The organism is Thauera linaloolentis 47Lol = DSM 12138 (genome assembly GCF_000310205.1).
GTDB lineage: Bacteria > Pseudomonadota > Gammaproteobacteria > Burkholderiales > Rhodocyclaceae > Thauera > Thauera linaloolentis.
Window position 1 is genome coordinate 1 of the sequence record NZ_AMXE01000080.1, and the last position, 16,908, is coordinate 16,908.

Here is a 16,908-nt window from a genome sequence, read left to right on the forward strand (position 1 = left end):
ACGGCGCGGCGAGCGCGGCCAGCGCGCTGGCGCCCAGCCGGCGCGGCGCGAACACCGCGCCGACGCGGCTCACCACGCCTTCGCCGATCAGGCGGCGGTAGGCGGCGATCACCTCGGCCTCACTCAGGCCCACGGTTTCGCCGATGCGGGCAAAGGGGCGCGGCTCGCACGGAAAGCCGCGCTGCCATTCGTTGAGCAGGCGGAAGGCGGTCGCATCGACCGTGCCGGGCAAAGTGATGGCGCGCGGCATCAGAAGCCCGTCCGCGCGGCGCGCGTGGTGAAGAAGATGCCGCTCGGGCTGGCGGCGTCGAAGCCGCCCACCGGCTGCTTGGTGGCGGTGTCGTAGATGACGACCTTGTTGTCGTCGCGCGCCGACAGCCAGACCTCGTGCCCCTTGGAGAGGAACTCCATGTGCAGGATGCCGCGCCCCGGCTGCAGCGTGTGCGTCACCTTGCCGCTGACGGTATCGATGACCTGCACCCAGCCGTTGTCGGGAAAGGCAAAATTGACCCAGATCTCGCGCCCGTCGGGACGCGCCATGGCGAACACCGGCTGGCTGCGGACCGGTACGCGCCCCACTTCCTGCCAGGTGCCGGTGTCGACCACCAGCACTTCGTGGCGGCCGATGGCCGGCAGGTAAGCCTTGCCGCCCGCGACCGACCAGCCGCGCAGGTGGGGCATCTTGAACACCGGCAGCGGCTCCTCGCCCTTGCCGTAGCCGGCGAGGATCTTGCGGCTGCCCTTGTCCAGGTTCCACAGGTCGAGCATCGCCAGGCCGTCCTCGCCGAACAGGCCGGCGATGTAGTGGCGGCCATCGGGCGTGACCAGCGCGTCGTAAGGCTGGTTGCCGCCGGCAAAGCGCCGGGTCTGCGGATTCTTCGGGTCGGAGAAGTCGGTGATCCAGATCTCGCCGGCCTCGAACAGCGAATAGACGAAGCGCCTGCCCGGCAGGTCGGCCAGGCCGACGACCTTGGAGCGCCGCCCGTCCTCGGTGATGGCCGGCACTTCGGCGAGCAGTTCGAGCGTGTCGGCGTCGAAGGCCTTGACGCCGCCCGGCGCGTAGTTCTGCGCGACGACGAGGCGTCCATCGTGCGAGATCGAGCCGCCGATGGAATTGCCCGCCTGCAGCACGCGGCCGACGATCTTCGCCTGCAGCAGGTCGACCTTGGTCAGCCCGCCGTCGCGGCCGAACACGAAGGCATGGCGCGCGTCGCGCGAGAACACCACCGAGGCGTGCGACAGGTCGCCCAGGCCTTCGACCGTGGCCAGCACCGAGCGGCCGGTCGTCTCGATGATCTTGACCCGCCCGTCGGCGCGCTCGATGACGACGCCCAGGTCGCCGGTGCCGCGCAGTTCGGCGATGGGGGCGACGGTGGTGCAGGCGGACAGCAGCCAGACGATCGCCGGCAGGATCGCCGCCCACAGGACGGGCGGCGCAAGACGTACCGTGCTTTGCGAAGACATGGGGGACTCCAGTGCGGGATGAATGCGGTACGGAGGCGGCTCAGCGTGCCGGCGGCAAGCCCTTGTCGGGCGGGAAGCCGCGCATCAGCTGGTCGACGATCCATTCGGCCTCGGGCTCGCTGACGATGCTGCGGAAGGGCGGCATCGGCGTGCCGGGCCGGCCGCTGACGACGGTGGCGACGAGGCCTTCGAAGGGCTTGTCGGCGAGCACGTCCGGCGTCAGCGCCGGGCCGAGCCCGCCGGCCAGCGTCAGGCCATGACAGGAGCCACAGTCCTGGCGCACGATGTGGATCAGTTCGCGCGCGCGCTGCGCTTCCGGGGCGGGCGGCGGCACGTCCGACGCCGATGCCGACGCGAACGCGGCGATCAGCGCGGCGCCGAGAAACACGGCGACATGGGCAAACAGTGGAGGGACTTTCATCGCGCATTCCGTTGGCAGGACAGTGCGTGAAAGGATGGCGCCAGGGGCACGGCAATACCTTGACTCGCATCAACCCCGGCCTCGCCGCGGTCTTTGCCCGCGGTGCCGGGCCCCGCATGCCGGCCCCGAGGCAGCCTGAATCAGGGCTCGACGACGACGAGGCCCTTCATTTCCGGATGCGGGCCGCAGCGGTACTCGAAGCGGCCGGGCTGGTCGAAGGTACGGGACCAGCGCTCGCCGGGGAAGAAGCGCTCGGACTCTTCGCCGGTGGCGCTGAACAGCACCGAATGGCTGACGCGCTTTTCGCCATTGATCCAGGTCACGGTGTCGCCGGCCTTGATCGTCAGTTCGGCGGGGGCATAGGCGTACTGCACGATCCGTACCTCGTGCTCGGCTGCCACTGCCGCGCCCCCGGCCAGGGCCGTGGCCAGCAGGCCCGCGCGCAGGCCCCGTGCGATGGACTTCGTCTGCATGCTCTTCTCCGTTCCTGAAAACGCACAAAGGGAACCCGCGCGTGCGCGGGTTCCCGTGCTTTCTGCCATGCGCGGCGGCGATGCCGCGCCAGCCCCCGGCCTTACTGCTTGGCGGCGGTGATGTCGGCCTGGGCGTCGATACCCAGCTTGTAGCCCAGCGACACGTGGTGGAAGCGCCCGAACGCGTTGTCGTCGTGGATGGCGAAACCGAAGTTGTAGAGCTTGCCCGCTTCGAGCGCGACGTCGCCCTGCCCGCCCGTCAGCTTGCGGGTGAACACCACGGTCCAGTTGTCGCCGTCCTGCTTGCCCTCGGCGCTGACCAGCGCGCTGCCGCCCTCCATCACGCGGGTGTCGGCGACATGGCCGTCGAACCCCTTCTTCTCGCCGCTGCGCCACTGGTACAAGTCGTAGAACTTGCCTTCGGCCAGCGAAGCGCCCTTCACATACTTGGTCTTGGTCTCGGCCGCACCCGGCATGGTGCGCGAATCGGTGTGGCAGGTGGCCCAGCAGCCGCTCTGGTCGGCGAGATCGACCTTGCCGCCGGATTCGAGCATGAACGCGATCTTGACCGGGTTCTTGTCGTCCATCTTGGGTGCGCCCAAGGCCGCGGGCTGCTTCCAGGAGAAGCGCAGGTAGAGGTTGGCGCCGTCGTGCGCGGCCTGCACCTTCACCGGGATGAAGGCGGCCTTGCCGGGAATCGGGCTGGGTTCGATCTTCTGGCCGCTGGCGATCTTCTTGCCCATGTCGGCCGCTTCCTCGTGGTGGCAGTCGGCACAGGTCTCGCCCTTCTTCAGCGCGCGCGCGCCGCCGTGCTCCGTGCCCTTCTGGATCCACTCCAGCGGCGACACGCCCGGGTAGAACAGCGTGATGTCCTTGGCCGCGACCTTGCTCCAGTCGGCCGGCGCGGCAGCCGACGCCGGGCCCGCTCCGAGGGCGAGAACGGCGCCGATGGCGGCTGCAGTCATTGTCTTCTTCATGTTCGATTCCTCACTGTGGATGGGTCGGACGGGAGACTCGGGCGCGGGATCGTACGCCCCCGGATCACTCCTCGTCTTCTTCGGTCATGCCTTGCGGCTTGTGGTGAGCGATGCCCTTGTGGCAGTCGATGCAGGTCATGTTGTCCTCGACGGCCATTTCGTGCTGCTTGCGCGCGCGCTGCTTCTGCATCTCGGGCTTCATGCTCTCGAAGCTGTGGCAGTTGCGGCATTCGCGCGAATCGGCCGCCTTCATCCGTGCCCATTCGCTGCGCGCCAGCGTCAGGCGCTTGGCCTCGAACTTCTCGGGCGTGTCGATGGTGCCGGTGAGCTTGCCCCATACTTCGCGCGAAGCCTGGACCTTGCGGATCATCTTGTGCGTCCAGTCCTTGGGCACGTGGCAATCCGGACAGGTCGCGCGTACGCCGGTGCGGTTGTTGTAGTGGATGGTTTCCTTGTATTCCCTGTAGACGTTCTCCTCCATCTCGTGACAGGAGATGCAGAAGGTCTCGGTGTTGGTCGCTTCGAGCACGGTGTTGAAGCCGCCCCAGAAAAGCACACCGAGCAGAATGCCGACAGACAAAAGGCCGCCCAGCGAATACTTCGTGGAAGGCCTGCGCAGGCGGGCCATGAGGCCGCTGGAATCTTGTTGTTTGGAGCTGTCTCGATCTGTCATGGGAGTCCCCTCGTACCCCCGCGCCACAGCGCGGGGGTTCGGGTCAGTGATCGGCTAGGCGATCAATAGACGTCGTGCATCGTGTTGTAGACGTTGAACTTGCCGGTCGGCGTGATGACCTCTGGATCGGTGATGACCTGCTTCACCTTCAGCGTCTTGTCGTCGTAGATCACGATGGCCGACTGGTCGGCCTTGCCGCCCCACAGCGAGATCCACACTTCGTCGCCCGCCTTGTTGTACTCGGGCTGCACCGCGCGGCGGATCGCCTTGCTTTCCGGCAGGCCGGAATCCTTGGCGACGTTGAGCTGCACCGGGTCCTTGGTGAGGTCGTTCATGTCGAACACGTACACCGACTCGGCGATCTCACGCTCGGGGTTCATCGGCGCATCGGCCCAGAAGTGCTTGGACTTCGGGTGTGTCTTGACGAACAGGTTGCCCGCGCCCGGCATCTTCAGCTCCTGGACTACCTTCCAGTTGTTGGCCTTGTACTTGGAGAACTTGGCATCTTCGGAAGGCGTCGAGATCAGCGACACGACGTCGTCGCCCAGGTGGCCGGTCGACCATACCGGGCCATACTGCGGATGGACGAAGTTGGCGCCACGGCCCGGGTGGGGGATCTTCGCCGTGTCGACCAGGGCGGCCAGCTTGCCGGTCTTGGTATCGACCGCAGCAACCTTGTTCGAGGCGTTGGCCGCAACCAGGAAGTAGCGGCCCGAAGCATCCCAGCCGCCGTCATGCAGGAACTTGGCGGAGTTGATGGTCGTCGTCTTCAGGTTCTCGAGGTCGCTGTAGTCGACCAGCAGGATCATGCCGGTCTCCTTGACGTTGACCACCCACTCGGGCTTGGCCGGGTTGGCAACGATAGAGGCAACACGTGGCTCCGGGTGGTATACGCCATCAACGGTCTGGCCGCGGGTGGACACAACCTTGATCGGCTCCAGGGTCAGGCCATCGACAATGCTGTACTGCGGCGGCCAGTAGGTACCACCGACCAAGTATTTGTCTTCGTAGCCCTTGAACTTGGACACGTCAACCGAGCGCATGTCGGAACCGAAGCGGACGGTAGCAACGGTCATCGGCTCTTCGGGCCACAGGTCAATGATGGTGGTCAGACCGTCACGCCCGGTGGTGTACACGTAACGACCGGATGCGGACATACGTGAAATGTGTACGGCATAACCACTTTCCAGAATCTTCCAGATCTTGTGGGTGTCGCCATCGACCAGCGCCAGCTTGCCCGCGTCGCGCAGCGTGATCGCAAACACGTTGGACAGGTTGACCTTGTTCATCTGCTTGGTTGGACGATCTGCAACCGGAACAATCAGGTTCCAGCTATCCTTCATGTCCTGCAGGGAGAACTCGGGCGGAATCGGCGGCTCGTTCTGAACGTAGCGCGCCATCAGGTTGATTTCTTCCGGCGTCAGGATGTCGTCGTAGTTGACCATGCCGCCTTCGGTACCGTAGGCGATGATCTTCTCGAGACGGTCGGTGCCCAGCTTCAGCGTGCCGCCTTCCATCTTGGTGCCGTCATCCAGCGTCTTGCTCCAGTGCGGCTCCAGGTTCTTGCCAGTGGCGCCCTTGCGCAGCACGCCATGGCAACCCGCACAGCGTTCGAAATAGATCTGTTTCGCCTGCTCCATTTCCTCCGGAGTCATTTGCGGCGCTGTCTGCGCCCATGCGCTTCCCAGCGCCATCGGCAGAATCGCCAACGCTAGGGTCTTGCCAATCCAGCTCTTGTTTTGCATTGCCCTCTCCTTAAAGCATCGCGGACGTGGAACTTACACAGCGGCGCCAGTATCGATTTGCACCCCCTCTTCAATCCTTGATTTGAGTTAATTTTCCCTACGGCCTGTACGGATAAAGTTCCGTCACACATCCAACGGCGCCAAGCCGCTGAATGAATAAGCAAAATCGAATATTCAGGCCGCAGGTACACGCGGCCTTTCCCTGTACAAGCCGGAGCCGTCCCATGTACGCAAGCACCCTCCCCCCAGCGGCCGCCCCCGAATCCGTTCAGGCCGCATCGGCCCGCCAGACGGGCGGATGCGAAGCGCCAGGCCAGCCCGGCACCCCGGCGCCGCACATGGAGGGGGAACGCGACATATCCCGGCGGGGCTGTGTATATCTGGTGGGCGCGGGCCCCGGCGACCCGGAACTGCTGACCTTGAAAGCGGCGCGCCTGATCGAGTCCGCGGAGGCGGTGGTCTACGATCACCTCGTCGGCAAATCCATCCTGAAGCTGATCCCGGCGGCGGCCCGCCGCGTCTATGCCGGCAAGGAAGCCGGCAACCACGCCCTGCCGCAGCACGAGATCAACCAGCTGCTGGTTGCGCTTGCGCGCGAAGGGCTGCGCGTGGTGCGGCTCAAGGGCGGCGACCCCTTCATCTTCGGCCGCGGCGGCGAGGAAATGCAGGCGCTGCAGGCCGCCGGACTGCGCTGCGAGGTCGTGCCCGGCATCACCGCCGCGGCCGGCGCGGGCGCGGCGGTCGGCATCCCGCTCACGCATCGCGAGCATGCGCAGACGCTCGTGTTCGCCACTGGCCACCTGAAGGACGACACCGTCGATCTCGACTGGGAAGCCCTCGCCCGGCCGAACCAGACCGTCGTCATCTACATGGGCCTGGGCGCGCTGGACATCATCTGCCGCGAACTGCTCGCCCACGGCCTGCCGGCCGGCACGCCCGCGGCCGTCATCCACGGCGCCACCACGCCCGGCCAGCGCGGCGTCTACAGCAGCATCGGCACGCTGCCGGCGGCCGTCAGCGAAGCCGGCCTGCGCCCTCCCGCGCTGATCGTCATCGGCGACGTCGTCGCCATCGGAGAAGCCGCGGCACAGGCCGCCTGTACCCTCGCCGGGCAAGGTATGGGTCCGGTGCAATGACTGCACCGGGGCCATGGGTATAATCCGCGCTTCAGGACTCAGCTCCGCGGATGCCGCCCATGGCCGAAGAAAATCAGTTTTTCCGTCCCGTACGTGATTTCTGCCAGCGCCAGGTCATGACCTGCGGCGCCGGCGACAGTCTGGTGTCGGCCGTCTCCACGATGCGCGAGCGCAACATCTCCAGCATGGTGGTGCTGCGAGACGGCATGCCCGATGGCATCTTCACCGACCGCGACCTGCGCAACAAGGTCGTCGCCCCAGGACACTCGCCGCTCGAACTGGCGGTGGGCGACATCATGCACTCGCCGCTGGCCACCATCGGCGAGGACGACGTGCTGTACGAAGCCCTGTACCGCATGTCGCGCCTCAAGATCCACCGCCTGGTGGTGATCGATGACCAGGGCGCGCTGGCGGGGATCATCACCGACACCGACATCCTGCGCCTGCAGGCGCACTCGCCGCACCAGCTCGTGCTCGACATCGAGAAAGCAGCCTCGATCGACGACCTGCGCACGCTGCACGCCCGCATCCAGAACCTGGTGCTGCATCTTTCGGGCACCGGCATCCCGATCCGCGACATGGTCAGGCTGATCGCCAACCTCAACGACCAGGTGCTGATCCGGCTCATCGCGCTGCTGCGCGCCGACGAATATGCTGACCTCACCAACGACTTCGCCTTCGTCGTCATGGGCAGCGAAGGCCGCGGCGAACAAACCCTGTCCACCGACCAGGACAACGCCATCATCCACGGCGACGGCCTGTCGGCGGCGGAGATCGCCCGCCTGGAGGCCTTCTCGCACGACCTCATCGAAGCCCTGATCTCCATCGGCGTGCCCCCCTGCAGCGGCGGCATCATGGCGCGCAACCCGGAATGGCGGCGCAGCCTGTCGGACTGGAAGATGGAACTGAACCGCTGGCTGACCACGCCGAAGCCCGAGAACGTCATGACCGGCAGCATGTTCATGGACCTGCGCACGCTGTACGGCCGCGACGACCTGGTGCGCTCGCTCAGGGAGCACGCCTTCGCGAGGCTCGGCACCGACCAGGGCTTCCTGATGCGCATGGCGCAGAACATGACCCACTTCCTGCCCCCACTGGGCTGGTTCGGCAAGATCAAGCTCGAAAAGGCCGGCCCCCATCGCGGCAAGCTCGACATCAAGAAGGCCGGCATCTTCGCCATCACCGACGGCGTCAAGGCGCTGGCGATGGAAGCACGCAAGCTCGACGGCAGCACCCACGACCGCATCGAGATGCTGGTCGAAGCCGGCGTGATCAAGCCGCAGGACGCCCGCGACCTGCTCGCGAGCTTCGACTTTCTCGTCATGACACGCCTGCGCAGCCAGGTCGATGCGCTGCGCGCCGGCGCCGAGCCGACCAATCACGTCGCCCTGGAAACCCTCAACGTCATGCAGCAGGGCGAACTACGGCTCGCCCTGGAACAGGTGGCGAAATTCCAGGGCTTCATCAAGCACCACTTCCGCCTGCACCTGATGCGCGACTAGCGCCCCCGGCCGCGAGGCCGGGTTCAGGCCACCGGATCGACGTCCTGCACCGGGCTGCGCTTCACGCACACCGCCGTCGGCCGCGGCACGATACGCCGCCCGCTGGCCTCGACCGTGGCACGCGTAAACGCGGCGCCGAACAGCAGGATCAGCGACGAATAATTCACCCACATCAGTAGCAGCACCAGCGAACCCGCCGCTCCATAGGACGAGGCCGTCGCGGTCGTCGACAGATACAGCGCGATCAGCGTGCGGCCCAGCACGAACAGCAGCGACGTCACCAACGCCCCCAGCCACACATCACGCCAGCTCAGCACCACATCCGGCAACACGCGGAAGATGGCGCCGAACAACAGCGTGATGACGACAAGCGACACCCCCCAGTCCAGCCCCAGCAGCACGAAACCGGGCACCGGCAGCCAGTCCTGCGCAAAGGTCACCAGTGCCCGCACCGCCACGCTCAGGGTCAGCGACACCAGCAGCACGAAGCCGATCGCCAGCACCACGGTCAGCGACAGCAGGCGCGTCTTCAAGTAATTGAGCACGCCGCTGCGCGTGGGGCGCGGCGCCACGCTCCAGATCGCATTGAGCGCCCCCTGCATCTGGGCGAACACCGTTGTCGCGCCGAACACCATGGCGGCAAAACCGGCAATGGTCGGCAGCAGGCCGCTATGCTGGATGCGGCTGTTCTGCACCGCCGTCTGCACCGCCGTCGCCGCCTCCACACCGATCGCTGCCTCGAGCTGCTGCACGATCTCGCCGTGCGCCGCACGCTCCCCCAGCACCAGGCCGACGATGCTCACCGCCACGATCATCACCGGCGCCACCGAGAACACGGTAAAGAACGCCAGCGCCGCCGCATGCACGAACACCTGGGCATCCAGCCATACGCGCACGGTCGCCTTCGCCACATCGATCCAGTATTGCACCCAAGCCTTCATCGGGTTGTTCCCATCGAGTTGAGCATGGAATCATTTAGCGCATGATGGCGGCCGGATGCAAGCCTTTGCCTCTCGTACCCGGGAAGCCGGCGCGATCCACCGCCGCCGCGCTTGAGGCTGGGCCGGCGCCGGCAAACGCGGCCCATTCCGCCAGGCTCGATCGCGACCCCGGCGACGACACCGGCCAGCGACACCACCACCGCCTCGGCCAGGAACTGCCATGGAATGTCCCGTTGGCGCCCCCGCCGCCGTAGGATTTGCGAAGGTCACTCAGCTCGATCAGGGGTGCCGGCATCGATATCGCCTCGAAGAACGACTGGCCGGCAGGGCCGGGATCATGTTTGCCAGTGCATCCATTTTGTCTAAAATGTACAAAATACCCCTCCAAGGAAAGCACTATGCGCACCATGACCGCCAGCGAAGCCAAGCAGGGTTTCGCCAACCTGATCGATACCGCCAGCCGGGAACCTGTCGTCATCCAGCGGCAGAAGCGGGATATTGCTGTGGTCCTGTCGATGGCCGAATACCAGCGCCTGACGCGCCTGAACATCGGGGAATTCCAGCGTTTCTGCGATCGCATCGGCGCCCGGGCGGCGGATACCGGTTTCGACGAGGCCAAACTGGCCGCGCTGCTGGCACCGGACGCCTGAAACATCTTCATGCAAGTCGCCGAATGCCGCCTGGTACTCGATACCAACACCCTGGTCAGCCGCATGCTGCTGCCGCAAGGCACCGCCGGCCGAGCCGTGGACAAGGCCCTCGGCGAAGGCACGCTGCTTGCCTCGGAAGCGACCCTGGCGGAACTGGTCGAGGTGCTTTCCCGACCCAAGTTCGACCGTTACGTCTCGCGCCAGGAACGCAGCCGCTTCATCGAACTGCTCGGCGGAATCGTCCGCATCGTTCCCATCCAGCACCGTTTGCAAATCTGCCGCGACCCCAAGGACGACATGCTGCTCCATGTCGCCCTCAGCGGCGAAGCCAGATACCTGATTACCGGTGACCAGGACCTCCTGGTTCTCGACACTGGTTTTCAACACAGTCATCAACTGCATATCCTGTCTCCAGCCGACTATCTCGCCTTGACCTGAAGCGGCATCCGCGCCGGTCAAGACCCGCATTCGCCGACGGCTCACCACCGCAACGCCACGTCGTCGGCCACCGCCGCGACGAAGAAGACGCGGGCGCTCATCTGCGGCAGCAGGGCGCCGTCCTCGTTGCCGATGTCGAACAGCGCGGTGTAATTACCACCCGGCTGGCGCCGGCCGCACCTGGGCCATGCGCAGGTTGGCCCGGGCGGTATCGGCATCCTCCTGTCGGGTCGAGTCGACGGCGATCAGGCGCTGCTGGCGCTCGGCGGTCAGCCGGACCAGGTCGTGCTGGGCCTCCTGCTCGGCCCGCTGGGCGCGCAGGCTGTCGAGGGTGGCGCGGTCGGCCTGTACCGTCGCCCGTTGGACGGTCGGGTCGATCTCGACGAGCAGGTCGCCCTGCGCGACGACATCGCAGGCCTTAACCGCGATGCGCCGGATCTGCCCAGACACCTGGGCGCCGACATCGACGTAGCGTTGCGGCTGCAACACCCCCAGGGCGCTGACCGCCTGCTCGATGCGGCCGCGCCTGGAACAGGCGGCCGCCGCTGCGGCTGTGGGTACTGTGCCTTGAGCTTCCCTCAGCATGGATTGACGTCGGAAGCGTCGCCATCGCCGATTCAAGCGGGCTGCCTGTCCTTTCCGCCAGCGGGCGAAGACATGGGTGGCTGGCTGATCGTTCGATGTGTTGCTCTTCCGCCCGGTAAATCAATCGAGCACCGAAGAAGCGGAACCCCTTGCGCGAAAAAACGAAAATTCTCTTTGCTGGGTGGCGAGGTCGCCTGCCCGCCTGCTTTCAGCGCGACAGCCAATCGGCGGCGAAGGCCAGCCCGGCCACGACAGCGGCGCCGCTGGCGACAAGCACGGCCGCGGCGGCGATGTCCTTTGCCGCGCCGATTTCGGGGTGCTGTTCGGGGTGCAGGTGGTCGATCAGCGTCTCGAGCGCGGTGTTGAACAGTTCCGCCATCAGCACCAGGCCAACCGCCAGGCCGAGGATGGCCCACCACAGCGGTGCGGGCCGGGCGGCGAGCAACACGGCCAGCACCACGGCGGCGGCCACGAGATGCGTGCGGAAACTCCGTTCGGCCCCGATCGTCCGCCGGAGCCCGAGCAGCGCGAAGCGCAGCCGGCGGATGAAGCCCTGCCCCTTCATCGGCGCCGCGCCCCGGCCAGTTCGGCGGCCATCCACCAGCCCATCGCCCAGGCCGCGCCGGCGGCCCAGCCCGCAAGCACGTCCGTCGGCCAGTGAACGCCGAGATAGACCCGGCTCAATCCCACGATGGCCGAGAAAAAGACGGCGGCCCCCATGATGTAGCCTTTTTCCCGGCGCGCGCCGGCCAGGCGGGCCAGCAAGGAGCCCAGCGTCAGGTATACGATGGCCGACAGCATTGCGTGGCCGCTGGGAAAGCTCGCGGTGGTGACGAAATCGCCATGCGGCAGCAGATCCGGCCGCGGGCGGGCGAACGCGTCCTTGAGCAACAGCGTGAGCAGCGCGCCGCTGATGCTCGATGCCAGCACGAACAGCGCCGTACGCCGCCGCCCCAACAGCAGCAGGAAGCCGGCGACGACGCAGACCAACAGGCTGAGCACCGTGGTGCTGCCCAGCGCCGTGATGTCGCGCGCGGCGGCCTGGAGCCACATCGGCCCGCCATGCGCGGCGGCATCGGCCTGCGGATGCAGGGCGAGCATGAGGGCATGGTCCAGCGTGACGGCATCGCCATCCGCGACCTCGTCGGCGACCTCGATGAAGATCCACGCGGCCGATGCCAAGATCAGTATGGCCGCAAGAATGCGGGGCTCCAGCCATGCACGCAGAAATTTCATGTCCGTTTCCCCTCCCTCCGGCCTAGCCCCGCCGGCCGCGCCAGACCGACAGCAGAACCCACAGGCCGCCCGCCACCGCGCCGATGAAGCCGAGCAACCCCAGGGTGCGCAGACCGCCGAGCGCGGGGTCGTGGACCACCGTCATCACGATCGCCGTGCCGATGATCAGCGCCGCAGTGACGATGCCGATGGTCATCCGGCTGGCGGCCCGATCGAGCTGATCGGCCACATGCTTCAGGGACACCACGTCGATCTGGAGCTGGAGCTTGCCCCGCCGCCCCGCGCGCAGCAGGCCGCCGAGATCCTGCGGCAGTCCGGCGAGGACATCGAACGCATTGCCCAGGCTCCGCCACCCCCGGCGCGCCATCATGGCCGGGGCGCGATGCTCGAGCAGGGCCTGCCTCAGCAGGGGCTCGGCCTCGGCAGCGATGTCGAAGTCCGGATCTAGCTGCCGCCCCATGCCTTCGAGGGTGATGAAGGCCTTCACCAGCAGCGAAAGCTCGGGCGGCAGGCTGAGCCCGTGCTCGCGCAGCAGGGCCATCAGGTCGGACAGCATGGCGGCGAGATCGAGGCGCTTCAGGAGCATGCCCTTGTACTGGTCGACGAAGTTGTCGATATCCCGCCGCAGGCGGCCGGGGGCGACCGCATCGCCGTCTTCCTGCCATTCGAGCAGGACGTCGGCCACGGGCTCGGAGTCGCCCGTGACCAGGCCGTAGAGCATCACCGCCACTTCGTGCCGCCGCGTTTCCGACAGGCGCCCGACCATGCCGAAGTCGATGAACGCGATGCGGTTGTCCGGCAGGTAGAAGACATTGCCCTGGTGCGGATCGGCATGGAAAAGCCCGTCCTCGAGGATCATTTTCAGAACGGCTGCGGCGCCGCGGCGGGCCAGCAGCTTGCGGTCGAGGCCAGAGGCGTCGAGCGCGGCGAGGTCGCGCCCCGGAATGCCGTCGATATAGTCCTGGACGTTGAGGCGCTCGCCGCACCATGCCCAGTGGATGGCGGGAATCACGATCTCGGGGTGGCCGGAGAAATGGCGGGCGATGCGTTCCGCATTTCGGCATTCAGCGGCGAAATCGAGTTCGCGCCGCAGCGACAGCGTGAATTCGCGCACCACTTCGCGCAGATGGTAGCGGCGCAGGTCCGGCGCCTCGGCCTCGACGATGTCGGCCAGCCGCGCGAGCAGACTCAGGTCGGCCTCGACCAGCGGACGGACGCCCGGCCGCCGCACCTTGAGCACGATCTGGCGCCCGTCGGCCAGGCGGGCACGATGGACCTGGGCCAACGAGGCCGCGGCCAGCGGCTCGAATTGCAGGCCGGCGAACACGGCTTCAGGCGCTTGTCCGAGGTCTTCTTCGAGCTGGGCGCGGACCGCCTCGATCGGCGCGGCCGGCGCTGCGTCCTGCAGCTTGCCGAACTCGGCGATCCATTCGGGCGGCAGCAAGTCCACGCGCGTCGCCAGCACCTGGCCAAGCTTGACGAAGGTCGGCCCCAGGTCTTCGAGGGCGCGGCGCACGCGCTCGGGCGTGCCGATGCGCAGCAGTTCGTCCGGCGCACGCCAGTGCAGCGCCCTGCCCGCGCTCTCCAGCGCGTTGTCCAGCCCGATGCGCCGGACGAGGTCGCTGAACCCGTAGCGGATCAGGACGGTCGCGATCTCGTGTGCGCGGGCCAGATCACGCGCCGCGCCGATGGCTTGCCACAGCATCATGCGCTCCCTGCACCGTCTTCCGCGATACCGAACGCCTTGAGCCGGCGGTACAGCGTGCGCTCGCTGATCCCGAGCTTGCGCGCGAGCGCACTGCGGCTGCCGCGATGGCTGCGCACGGCGCGCAGCAAAGCCTGGCGCTGCACCTCTTCGAGATCGAGCGAGGTGCCGCCTGCATCGCCTTGGCCCGGCTGGGGCGCTTCCGCCCATGGCAAGGCGCCGCCGTCGGTTTCCGGCTGGCTGACGTCCTCGGGCAGGTGCTCGGGGCCGATCATGTCGCCATCGCACATCAGGCTGGCGCGCTCCAGCACATTGCGCAGTTCGCGCACATTGCCGGGAAAGGCATGCGCGGCGAGCAGGCGCATCGCGGACGGCGACAGGCCGAGCCGCCGGTTCGGTGCGACACGTTCGAGGAGCGAGTCGACAAGCAGCGGCAAGTCGCCGTCGCGATCGCGCAGCGCGGGGACGATTATCGGAAAGGTATTGATGCGGAAATAGAGGTCCTGGCGAAAAGCACCGTCGGCGATCATGCGCTTGAGCGGCCGGTGCGTGGCCGACACCAGGCGGATGTCGGCGCGGCGCAGCTCGGTGGAGCCGACGCGGCGATAGGTTCCCGTTTCCAGCAGGCGCAGCAGCTTGACCTGCATGCCGAGCGGGATGTCGCCCACTTCGTCGAGGAACAGCGTCCCGCCGCCGGCGGCCTCGACCAGGCCTGGCTTGCGCGCGACGGCGCCGGTGAAGGCGCCGCGCTCGTGGCCGAACACTTCGCTTTCGAACAGGGTTTCGGGCAGGCCCGAGCAATCGACGGCGACAAACGGCCCTTCGGCCCTGCGGCTCGCCTCATGGACGGCGCTGGCGACCAGTTCCTTGCCGGTGCCCGACTCGCCCTGCAGCAACACGCTGGCCTCCGACGGCGCGACGCGGGCGACCAGTTCCAGCATGCGCTGAAAGGCCGGCGAGCGGCCGACGAGCCCGCGGTGGTCGGATACGCCGCGGGCGACCTGCATCGGTTCCATCTTTTCGATGAACCATGCGATCTCGCCTTGCGCGTTGCGCACCGGCGACAATTCGATGCTGACGTACTCCTCGCCGCGCGGCGTGTGGTGCAGGTGCAGCACGCGCTCGCGCTGCCCCGATTGCAGGCTTCGCGCCAACGGGCACGACTCCCCGGCGCGATCGCAGGGCACGCTGTAGCGGTGCGAGACATCGTAGCAGGTACGCCCGACCACCTCTCGCCCGTGCGCACAGGAGCGCCGGTAGGCGGCATTGGCAGCGACGATGCGGTAGGCGCGGTCGCACAGGATGTGCGGCTCGGGCAGCGTGTCGAGAAAGGAGATCAGCTCCGGCAAGAAGGAGGAATCGGGCGGCATGGGTTTGAATTCGGGAACGCCTGCCGGCAGTCTGACGCGCCGCCGGTAGAATGGTCAATCGGCTGATGGCAGCCACCTGCCCTCGCGGCCACGATCACACGCCTGGCTCCCGCCCCATACCATGCACGACCTGAATACGGCCTTCGCCCGCTGCGCCCGTCTCATCGCCCAGGCGGACGGGCTCCTCGTCACGGCCGGCGCCGGCCTCGGCGTCGACTCCGGCCTGCCCGACTTCCGCGGCAGCGAAGGCATGTGGCAGGCCTACCCGGCCCTGGGCAAGGCCGGCATCCACTTCCGGGAAATCGCCAACCCGGCCGCCTTCCTTGCCCGGCCACGGCTGGCCTGGGGGTTCTATGGCCATCGCCTGAGGCTGTATCGGGAAACCTGCCCAGGCGCCGCCTTCGGCATGCTGCGAAACATCGCACGACATGTGCCGCAAGGCGCTTTCGTGTTCACCAGCAACGTGGACGGACAGTTCCAGAAAGCGGGGTTCGATGAGCGGCGCATCGTCGAGTGCCATGGTTCGATTCACCATCTCCAGTGCATACGGCCCTGTACCGCGACGATCTGGTCCGCGGACGGATTCGAGCCGGACATCGATGCCGACGCCTGCAAACTGATCGGGGCGCCGCCCCGCTGCCCCAGCTGCGGCGCGCTGGCACGCCCCAACATCCTGATGTTCGGCGACTGGGACTGGATCGAGGCGCGCACCCAGGCCCAGCGAGCGCGGCTGGATACATGGCGGCGCACCGTCGACCGCCTTCTCGTGATCGAGATCGGTGCCGGCACGGCGGTCCCGTCCGTGCGTATCTTCGGCGAAAGCCAGGGGGCTCCGATCATCCGCATCAATCTGCGCGAAGCCCAGACGACGTCCGACAGCGGGGTGGCGCTGCCGCTCACGGCGACCGAGGCCATGCTCGGCATCACCCATGCCTTGGCGACGGGACGCCAGGCGCCTTAGCAGCGGTTCCCGTTCATCCGCGTGAAACCCGGGCCGCCGCCGCCCTCGCCGCTGCCGGGGCGGATGCAGATCGTAATGCCGAGCGAACGGGCGGCGCGGTCGATATCCGGCGGAAAGGGCAAGAAGGGCACCGAACGCTCCACTACCGCCTTGATGAAGGCGATCTCGGCCGCCTGGTCGCCGGCATTGAGGACGACGAAACTCTGCAGGGAGCCATCCGGGTTGAGACGGAAGCGAACGGCTGCGGGCTGGACGCCGGGGTCGCCCTTGTCGCGCTGGACGAAGGCGGCGCTCTGGTTGAGGCGGCGCAGAAGGCCGTTGAGATAGCTTTCCAGGCTGAAGGGATGGATCGGCGGGGCGTTCGGGCGCATTTCCAGCAGGGCTTCCTCGCTGGCGTCCTGCCGGGCCATCTGGCGGCCTTGCTCGCGCGCCATGGCGCGCGAACGCTGGGCGAGCGTGGGCTGCGGAGCGCGGGCCAGCTCGTCGAGGAAGTTCTCCATCTCGGCTTTCTCGGCCGGGGTCCAGGTCGGCTCGTCACGGGGGGCGGTGATCGCCCGCGGGGGCGCCTGGGCCGCTCGCGGCCGTGGTTTGGCGGTGGCGGGCGGCGCCGGGCGCCGGACACGCGGCCGGG

18 protein-coding genes and 1 pseudogene are annotated in these 16,908 nt (G+C 67.3%); 5 read left to right on the forward strand and 14 right to left on the reverse strand.

Annotated elements, in window-relative coordinates:
• The 7 genes and pseudogenes from C666_RS15685 to C666_RS15715 form a co-directional block, all read right to left on the reverse strand.
• Window positions 1–250: pseudogene (locus C666_RS15685) on the reverse strand (siroheme decarboxylase subunit beta); the annotation flags it as partial.
• Window positions 250–1,464, reverse strand: coding sequence for a cytochrome D1 domain-containing protein (locus C666_RS15690; RefSeq protein ID WP_004342973.1), 1,215 nt, complete (start codon window positions 1,462–1,464; stop codon window positions 250–252). The pseudogene C666_RS15685 and the gene C666_RS15690, both read right to left, overlap by 1 nt.
• A gap of 40 nt (window positions 1,465–1,504) precedes the next feature.
• Complete coding sequence (locus C666_RS15695) at window positions 1,505–1,885, reverse strand: c-type cytochrome (protein ID WP_004342976.1); 381 nt, start codon at window positions 1,883–1,885, stop codon at window positions 1,505–1,507.
• 140 nt (window positions 1,886–2,025) lie between these two features.
• Window positions 2,026–2,358, reverse strand: a complete 333-nt coding sequence (locus tag C666_RS15700) for a cupredoxin domain-containing protein (protein ID WP_004342978.1) — start codon at window positions 2,356–2,358, stop codon at window positions 2,026–2,028.
• 101 nt (window positions 2,359–2,459) lie between these two features.
• On the reverse strand, window positions 2,460–3,335 hold the full coding sequence (locus C666_RS15705; RefSeq protein WP_004342979.1) for an ethylbenzene dehydrogenase-related protein: 876 nt from the start codon (window positions 3,333–3,335) through the stop codon (window positions 2,460–2,462).
• A gap of 64 nt (window positions 3,336–3,399) precedes the next feature.
• Window positions 3,400–3,963 carry a NapC/NirT family cytochrome c gene (locus C666_RS15710; protein ID WP_004342980.1) on the reverse strand — a complete coding sequence of 188 codons (564 nt, stop codon included), beginning with the start codon at window positions 3,961–3,963 and terminating at the stop codon, window positions 3,400–3,402.
• A gap of 107 nt (window positions 3,964–4,070) precedes the next feature.
• A complete protein-coding gene (locus C666_RS15715; RefSeq protein ID WP_004342981.1) occupies window positions 4,071–5,753 on the reverse strand; it encodes a cytochrome D1 domain-containing protein in 1,683 nt (560 codons plus the stop codon).
• Window positions 5,754–6,091: 338 nt separating this feature from the next.
• Here C666_RS15715 and cobA point away from each other — a divergent pair, with 338 nt between their 5' ends.
• Together cobA and C666_RS15725 are read left to right on the forward strand one after the other, a co-directional pair.
• Window positions 6,092–6,889 (forward strand): uroporphyrinogen-III C-methyltransferase, encoded by a 798-nt coding sequence (gene cobA, locus C666_RS15720; protein ID WP_004342982.1) that lies wholly within the window; start codon window positions 6,092–6,094, stop codon window positions 6,887–6,889.
• A gap of 59 nt (window positions 6,890–6,948) precedes the next feature.
• Window positions 6,949–8,391, forward strand: coding sequence for a putative nucleotidyltransferase substrate binding domain-containing protein (locus C666_RS15725; protein ID WP_004342983.1), 1,443 nt, complete (start codon window positions 6,949–6,951; stop codon window positions 8,389–8,391).
• Window positions 8,392–8,414: 23 nt separating this feature from the next.
• Here C666_RS15725 and C666_RS15730 read toward each other — a convergent pair whose 3' ends face one another.
• Complete coding sequence (locus C666_RS15730; protein ID WP_004342984.1) at window positions 8,415–9,332, reverse strand: YihY/virulence factor BrkB family protein; 918 nt, start codon at window positions 9,330–9,332, stop codon at window positions 8,415–8,417.
• Window positions 9,333–9,730: 398 nt separating this feature from the next.
• Between C666_RS15730 and C666_RS15735 the strand changes: the two genes are divergently transcribed.
• Together C666_RS15735 and C666_RS15740 are read left to right on the forward strand one after the other, a co-directional pair.
• The gene (locus C666_RS15735; protein WP_004342985.1) at window positions 9,731–9,982 is read left to right on the forward strand and encodes a type II toxin-antitoxin system Phd/YefM family antitoxin; all 252 of its coding nucleotides are present in this window, start codon (window positions 9,731–9,733) and stop codon (window positions 9,980–9,982) included.
• Window positions 9,983–9,991: 9 nt separating this feature from the next.
• On the forward strand, window positions 9,992–10,420 hold the full coding sequence (locus C666_RS15740; protein WP_004342987.1) for a putative toxin-antitoxin system toxin component, PIN family: 429 nt from the start codon (window positions 9,992–9,994) through the stop codon (window positions 10,418–10,420).
• 153 nt (window positions 10,421–10,573) lie between these two features.
• Here the strand turns inward: C666_RS15740 and C666_RS15745 are convergent, their stop codons facing one another.
• The 5 genes from C666_RS15745 to C666_RS15765 form a co-directional block, all read right to left on the reverse strand.
• Entirely contained in the window at window positions 10,574–11,005 is a 432-nt protein-coding gene (locus C666_RS15745; protein ID WP_004342989.1) for an efflux RND transporter periplasmic adaptor subunit, read from the reverse strand.
• Between the two features lie 208 nt (window positions 11,006–11,213).
• Entirely contained in the window at window positions 11,214–11,570 is a 357-nt protein-coding gene (locus C666_RS15750; protein WP_004342992.1) for a diacylglycerol kinase, read from the reverse strand.
• A complete protein-coding gene (locus tag C666_RS15755; protein ID WP_004342994.1) occupies window positions 11,567–12,241 on the reverse strand; it encodes a phosphatase PAP2 family protein in 675 nt (224 codons plus the stop codon). The genes C666_RS15750 and C666_RS15755 overlap by 4 nt, the downstream gene beginning before the upstream one ends.
• A 22-nt stretch (window positions 12,242–12,263) precedes the next feature.
• The gene (locus tag C666_RS15760) at window positions 12,264–13,949 is read right to left on the reverse strand and encodes an ABC1 kinase family protein (protein ID WP_004342996.1); all 1,686 of its coding nucleotides are present in this window, start codon (window positions 13,947–13,949) and stop codon (window positions 12,264–12,266) included.
• Complete coding sequence (locus tag C666_RS15765; RefSeq protein ID WP_004342998.1) at window positions 13,946–15,316, reverse strand: sigma-54 interaction domain-containing protein; 1,371 nt, start codon at window positions 15,314–15,316, stop codon at window positions 13,946–13,948. The genes C666_RS15760 and C666_RS15765 overlap by 4 nt, the downstream gene beginning before the upstream one ends.
• Before the next feature lie 121 nt (window positions 15,317–15,437).
• On the opposite strand from C666_RS15765, the gene C666_RS15770 reads away from it, so the two are divergent.
• A complete protein-coding gene (locus C666_RS15770) occupies window positions 15,438–16,277 on the forward strand; it encodes an SIR2 family NAD-dependent protein deacylase (RefSeq protein WP_004343000.1) in 840 nt (279 codons plus the stop codon).
• On the opposite strand, the gene C666_RS15775 is transcribed toward C666_RS15770, so the two are convergent.
• Window positions 16,274–16,908 (reverse strand): hypothetical protein (locus C666_RS15775; protein WP_039919353.1); only part of this gene is annotated, 635 nt, incomplete at its 5' end. The two genes, C666_RS15770 and C666_RS15775, sit on opposite strands and share 4 nt — an antisense overlap.

What these genes read in the sequence shown, in the direction of transcription:
- C666_RS15770 (WP_004343000.1), top strand. Translation starts at nt 15,438, where the DNA reads ATGCACGACCTGAATACGGCCTTCGCCCGCTGCGCCCGTCTCATCGCC.
- C666_RS15705 (WP_004342979.1), bottom strand. Translation starts at nt 3,335, where the DNA reads ATGAAGAAGACAATGACTGCAGCCGCCATCGGCGCCGTTCTCGCCCTC.
- C666_RS15700 (WP_004342978.1), bottom strand. Translation starts at nt 2,358, where the DNA reads ATGCAGACGAAGTCCATCGCACGGGGCCTGCGCGCGGGCCTGCTGGCC.
- C666_RS15715 (WP_004342981.1), bottom strand. Translation starts at nt 5,753, where the DNA reads ATGCAAAACAAGAGCTGGATTGGCAAGACCCTAGCGTTGGCGATTCTG.
- C666_RS15765 (WP_004342998.1), bottom strand. Translation starts at nt 15,316, where the DNA reads ATGCCGCCCGATTCCTCCTTCTTGCCGGAGCTGATCTCCTTTCTCGAC.
- C666_RS15730 (WP_004342984.1), bottom strand. Translation starts at nt 9,332, where the DNA reads ATGAAGGCTTGGGTGCAATACTGGATCGATGTGGCGAAGGCGACCGTG.
- C666_RS15695 (WP_004342976.1), bottom strand. Translation starts at nt 1,885, where the DNA reads ATGAAAGTCCCTCCACTGTTTGCCCATGTCGCCGTGTTTCTCGGCGCC.
- C666_RS15690 (WP_004342973.1), bottom strand. Translation starts at nt 1,464, where the DNA reads ATGTCTTCGCAAAGCACGGTACGTCTTGCGCCGCCCGTCCTGTGGGCG.
- C666_RS15725 (WP_004342983.1), top strand. Translation starts at nt 6,949, where the DNA reads ATGGCCGAAGAAAATCAGTTTTTCCGTCCCGTACGTGATTTCTGCCAG.
- C666_RS15735 (WP_004342985.1), top strand. Translation starts at nt 9,731, where the DNA reads ATGCGCACCATGACCGCCAGCGAAGCCAAGCAGGGTTTCGCCAACCTG.
- C666_RS15710 (WP_004342980.1), bottom strand. Translation starts at nt 3,963, where the DNA reads ATGGCCCGCCTGCGCAGGCCTTCCACGAAGTATTCGCTGGGCGGCCTT.
- C666_RS15740 (WP_004342987.1), top strand. Translation starts at nt 9,992, where the DNA reads ATGCAAGTCGCCGAATGCCGCCTGGTACTCGATACCAACACCCTGGTC.
- cobA (WP_004342982.1), top strand. Translation starts at nt 6,092, where the DNA reads ATGGAGGGGGAACGCGACATATCCCGGCGGGGCTGTGTATATCTGGTG.
- C666_RS15755 (WP_004342994.1), bottom strand. Translation starts at nt 12,241, where the DNA reads ATGAAATTTCTGCGTGCATGGCTGGAGCCCCGCATTCTTGCGGCCATA.
- C666_RS15760 (WP_004342996.1), bottom strand. Translation starts at nt 13,949, where the DNA reads ATGATGCTGTGGCAAGCCATCGGCGCGGCGCGTGATCTGGCCCGCGCA.
- C666_RS15745 (WP_004342989.1), bottom strand. Translation starts at nt 11,005, where the DNA reads ATGCTGAGGGAAGCTCAAGGCACAGTACCCACAGCCGCAGCGGCGGCC.
- C666_RS15750 (WP_004342992.1), bottom strand. Translation starts at nt 11,570, where the DNA reads ATGAAGGGGCAGGGCTTCATCCGCCGGCTGCGCTTCGCGCTGCTCGGG.